The sequence below is a fragment of the Firmicutes bacterium HGW-Firmicutes-1 genome (genome assembly GCA_002841625.1).
Lineage (GTDB): Bacteria > Bacillota > Clostridia > Lachnospirales > Vallitaleaceae > HGW-1.
In genome coordinates this window covers 1-5,537 of sequence record PHAG01000026.1, presented here as the reverse complement: position 1 = coordinate 5,537, position 5,537 = coordinate 1, and the positions used below count along the sequence as shown (strand labels likewise).

Here is a 5,537-nt window from a genome sequence, read left to right as displayed (position 1 = left end):
TGTCAACTGCTTTTTTTAGGAATATTATGTTACTCATAATCCTTCGCTTGCATCAAAATATCAACACTTTTTCATTCTGATAATTTGTACTTGCTCTTGGCAGGAAGGCTAGTATATCATGCCTATACAACATATGTCAACTGCTTTCTTTAGGAATATTATGGAACCCTTATTCCTAACAAAATATCATCATTCTTTCAATATAATATTTTGTACTTGCTTGAAGCAGGAAGGTCAGTATATCATGCTTAGATAACTTGTGTCAATTACTTTTCTATCTTTATTTTTTTATAATAATTATGGAAGAATTATGGGAGAAGAATTATGGGACAGGTACTTTTGTCTTAATATAATAAAAGAGACAAAGGTTCATCCCCTTTGTCTCTTCCTGAGATACATCACTCAACAATTCCATAGGTTCATTTTCTTTAAGAACTCCCTTTTTTTCTTTCAAATCATTAAATGCCAATTTATATCTATAGCATACACCTATTGCATCTTCTTCCTTTTCAAAATTACTAATCACAAAGTTAGTGTTTACTTGCCATGAATAGTTGCTGTTTAATACTATCATTTCTCCTTTTACAAATTCTACAACAACAGATTTTCCTGTAGCATCAGAGATCATATAATGGCTCTGATTAACTATATCAGTTAATTCAACGGCAGGGCAAACGGGATAGGTGCTTTTGTCCTACTAGAAAAATATTAAAAAAATGACAAAAGTGCCTGTCCCCTTTCCTATCTTTGAAATAGTGATAGAGAGGTTAAAGAAGCAAGCGTTATAATCATCAATGAGATTTTCAATAAAAAATTGATTTTTGCAAGTTTGAATCTTCTAAATATGAAAATGCATTTTCGTTTATTTCGAGTATTGAACAATATAGTTTTAGAATGTTTTTATACTGGTTACTCCAAATTTCACAGTTGTTCTTAAATCTGACTCTATCAAAATTGCCTTTATCTAAAGTGTGCATGATACACATCGGACAAAATCTTATCAGCCAACATTTTGTACAATCATCTTTGATAACATTATCAATTTTTTGAAAAAGATTTTTTACTCTTTTCACATCAACACCATGATCTATATCTCCGATACATAGTTCTTCCATTCCATCAATTTTTTCACAAGGAAATAATTTTCCTGATGTATCTACAAAAATCCTTCTTGTACCTGGGGTGCATAGACCATGTTTAAAGCTATGATCTAGATCTTGAAAAACCTGATTTCTATTATGTATTCTTCGAATTGTAGATTGAAAAACATCATGAACAAAAAAATTCTGGTTACTATTATTTATTGTTCCATTAATCACTTCTAATTTGAATATTTCAGCAATTTCATTAAAATTTGTAAATCCTGTCCTAAGCTTCTCGAAATCATCATTGTTTAATTGGTCTACTATACCCGAACGAACCTTTAGTCCTAGATTAGAAAAAAAATCATTTAAATACTTGTAATCTGCAAGTGGAGATATTACTGCACTTAACATTACAAAATCACTATAATAATCGGGATATTTATTTTTTATTTTCTCTAGGTTATTCATTATTTTTTGCCATGTCGGATTGCCATTTTCAAATTTTCGTTTATCATCATGATATTCTTTGGGTCCGTCAAGACTTATTAAAACAAGAAAATTGTTTTCCACAAAAAAATCTATTATTTCATTGTTTAATAGTGTGGCATTTGTTGTTATAGAAAAGCTAAGTTTTTTGGGATTTAAAATGCTTTTGGCATAATTTGTGACTTCCTTTATTAATGGGAACATCAGTAGTGGTTCTCCACCATAAAAACCTATTCCCTGAACATAAAAACTTTCATCAACATGTTCTTTAAAATAGTCAACGGCTTTTAAAGCAGTTGATAGTGACATTTCATTTTTATTGTGACTTCTTCTATTAGGATTATCCCCATTATAAATACAGTATGAACATCTGAAGTTACATTCTTCTGTAATTCCAAGAGTAAGGACATTCATACTACTAATGTTAAGAGCTTCAATTTCAAAAATTTCAGGATTGTACACTTTGCCTTTTGGGCGCGATTCTTTAAACAAATCTGTATTATTTTTGAAAGTTCTGATTGAATCAATTGCATTTTGTAGTTCATGTTTTTCATATTTGTCTGAAAACTTATTAATAAGCTCTACCTCATTGTTTTCGCAAAAACAATCTATTATGTCGTAGATTATTCTACCAACACTAATAATTTTATTCGAAAAAACATCATACACATATTGGTTGTCATTAGTTTCAAACTTATAAACAAATGGATACATTTTAGTTCCTCCAATCAAAAAAAGAGACACAATAAATGTCTCTATAATTTTCATCATCATTTACCAATCATGTGTATATCCGCCTACCACGCAAGTTCCATATACAGCACCTACTGCAACTAGACCTCCACCATAACAATTACAATTGTCATCGCATGCGCTGTAACAAATATCATTACGATCACTTTTGTCTTTCTCAATACCTTTTCTACTTTGATATTCTTTAATTACTAAATCGTACAGTTCTTTTTTTTCTTTCCCAGATAAATTGTTGTCAGACACAGCATTTCCCCCTTATGTAATTAGTATTAAATTGTAAAATATTAACATTATAGTATCATATATCAAACAAATCGTCAATACTCATATTTTATTTTAGCTTCCTTAACCGAATTATGGGACAGGTACTTTTCTCTTAATATAATACAAGAGACAAAGGTTCATCCCCTTTATCTCTTCTCCACATATTTAATTGTTAACTAATTCATGAATAAAGAATTTCTTACATTGTATTACACATTTATATATTATACCTTACCTATTAAGATACAAAATTACCTGTCCCCTTTGTCTCTACTTCATTTCTATTTTGAATTGATAAGTACTTTCATACTTCCTTCTTATAGCCACTTGAATGTCACCACTCGTCTTATTGTATACAGTAGAATACAGGGTGTGTTCCTGAGATACATCACTCAGTAATTCCATAGGTTCATTTTCTTTAAGGACTCCCTTTTTTTCTTTCAAATCATTAAATGCCAATTTATATCTATAGCATACACCTAATGCATCTTCTTCCTTTTCAAAATTACTGATCACAAAGTTAGTGTTTACTTGCCATGGATAGTTGCTGTTTAATACTATCATTTCTCCTTTTACAAATTCTACTATGACAGATTTTCCTGTTGCATCAGAGATCATATAATGGCTCTGATCAACTATATCAGTTAATTCAAAGTAAAGATTATATTTTTTCATTAGCTCTACGGCCTCATCTACATCTTTTGCATAGTCCAGCACCAAACGAATGACATTTAGAGAACTAATCGACACTTTTCCAAGCTCATTCTTATTCTTTGCCAGAACAGAACATGAAGCGATTGCAACTCCACACTCATTCATACCGTCTACCGGAAAATAAGCCGCAGCTTTCATATATTTTTTTATCTCTTCAATATTTGAATTCTCATTTTCATATCCAAAATAAACACCATCAGTCATAGAAACCGATGCATAACCGTCATTCGGCTTGGTATACAATAAAATGGCTGTATCATCAGAAAAATAGTCGCAATTTCTACCGTATAGATAATCACCTGCCACATTCTGAGCGGAATATGTAGTACAAAACGGTCCTCTCATTTCCTTGGCTTTGTCATAAAAATCAATGCCTGCCATTTCGAAATATTCAAGATGTTCCTCAATCGAGCTAGATCCTTTTTCCAAATAATTCTTAAAGCCATAATCAGTGTTTAAACGAACAACAACCATAGAGTTGTCTCCTACTTTTTCCACATATACGCCTTCTTCTTTAGGCATAAAAAGTTCGATGACCTTTTCATCCAACTGAACTGTGGTTTTACTGCACCCTACTGTAAAACTAAAACTTAAAACAATAATCGTAATCATAAACAATTTAGTAAATACTTTCATTTTTTTCCTCCATACCTAGATGTATTGAATAAATATCACTCTACGCCTTGTTGATTTAAGTACTACATCATTTCCATTTTGAACCGATAAATTCTGTTATATTTCCTTCTCATAGCAACTTGGATGTCACCACTTGTCTTATTGTACACTGTAGAGTAAAGAGTATTGGACTGAACTACCATTCTGAGTAAATCCATAGACTCATTTTCTTTTAGAATTCCATTTTTTTCTTTCAAGGTCTTGAATGTCGCTGTGTACCTATAACACCAAGCCTCCCGAGAAGCATCTTCTTCTTTTTCAAAATCACTTAACACAAAGTTTGTATTTATCTGCCATGGTTCGTTACCATTTAATACTAACATTTCTCCTTTTACAAATTCTACAATAACAGATTTACCTGAAGCATCGGATATCATATAATGGCACTGCTCAGCTAATTCAAAGTAAATATTATATTTTTTTAATAGCTCTACAGCCTCCTCAACGTTTTTTGCGTAGTCAAGAACCAAGCGCACCGCTTGAAGTGAGCCTATTGATACTTTTTCGGGGTCAATCTTAGCCATTGCAGATACAGAATTTTGAGCAATTGCAACTCCACACTCATTCATACCATCTCCTGGGAAATAAGCTGCCGCCTTCATATATTTTTTTATATCTTCTATATTTGAGCTTTCATTTTCATATCCGAAATAAACTCCATCAGTCATAGAAACGGATGCATAACCATCACTAGGATTGGTATAAAGAAGGATGGCAGTATCATTAGGGAAAAGGTCGTTATTTCTACCGAAGATAAATTCTCCTGACTCACTCAGAGCAGAATATGTGGTACAAAAGGGTCTTCTCATATCCATAGCCTTCTCATAAAAGTCAATACCGGATGCTTCCAAATAATCAATATGTTTTTCAATCGAGCTTGATCCTTTTTCTAAATAGTCGTTGAAGCCATAATCTGTATTTAAATGGACCACAACCATGGAGCCATCACCTACTTTTTCTACATATACGCCTTCTTCCTTGGGCATTGAAAGCTCAATGATCTTTTCCATCTGTACTTCTATGGTTTCCGTAGTATTGCTGCACCCTGATGAAAAATTAAAACTTGAAACAATAAACACAAGTAACAATAACTTAGTAAATAACTTCATGGAATTTCCCTCCACATCAACCGTGCTAAATTATTAGCATTACACATACATTATAAGGGTAAACTTATGTCTTTGTCAATAAGTTATGTTAAATTTTTAGCACTTTTCTCCCTGTATAGTAATTCCATCTCATCTCACCTTTAAGTTGTCATATATTATTATTTATATCGCCCTATATGTTTACTTCAACTTCTTAGAAAATGAAAATCTAAATACAAAAAAACACCTATATCAATCATATAGATGTACTTTATACCTCTTATTTAGTTGTTAACTAATTCGTGAATAGAGAATTCCTTGCATTGTATTACACACTTATATATTTTAACCCTTACCTATTCAAATAACAATTAATGTTAATGAATCATCTTGGTCAAGCCCTCGACCTATTAGTACTAATCAGCTGAACATGTTACCATGCTTACACCCTTAGCCTATCAACCTGGTAGTC

At 31.8% G+C, this 5,537-nt stretch carries 5 protein-coding genes and 1 rRNA gene; all 6 read right to left on the bottom strand.

Annotated elements, in window-relative coordinates; all coding sequences use genetic code 11:
• Positions 1 to 322: 322 nt before the first annotated feature.
• The gene (locus CVU84_17565) at positions 323 to 628 is read right to left on the bottom strand and encodes a hypothetical protein (protein PKM93102.1); all 306 of its coding nucleotides are present in this window, start codon (positions 626 to 628) and stop codon (positions 323 to 325) included.
• A 175-nt stretch (positions 629 to 803) separates the two neighbouring features.
• Positions 804 to 2,345, bottom strand: coding sequence for a hypothetical protein (locus CVU84_17560; protein PKM93101.1), 1,542 nt, complete (start codon positions 2,343 to 2,345; stop codon positions 804 to 806).
• Positions 2,346 to 2,567 carry a hypothetical protein gene (locus CVU84_17555; protein PKM93100.1) on the bottom strand — a complete coding sequence of 74 codons (222 nt, stop codon included), beginning with the start codon at positions 2,565 to 2,567 and terminating at the stop codon, positions 2,346 to 2,348.
• A gap of 291 nt (positions 2,568 to 2,858) precedes the next feature.
• Positions 2,859 to 3,938: a hypothetical protein gene (locus CVU84_17550; protein ID PKM93099.1), complete on the bottom strand. Its 1,080-nt coding sequence runs from the start codon at positions 3,936 to 3,938 to the stop codon at positions 2,859 to 2,861.
• A 62-nt stretch (positions 3,939 to 4,000) separates the two neighbouring features.
• Entirely contained in the window at positions 4,001 to 5,086 is a 1,086-nt protein-coding gene (locus CVU84_17545; protein PKM93098.1) for a hypothetical protein, read from the bottom strand.
• 368 nt (positions 5,087 to 5,454) lie between these two features.
• Positions 5,455 to 5,537 (bottom strand): 23S ribosomal RNA (locus tag CVU84_17540); the annotation flags it as partial.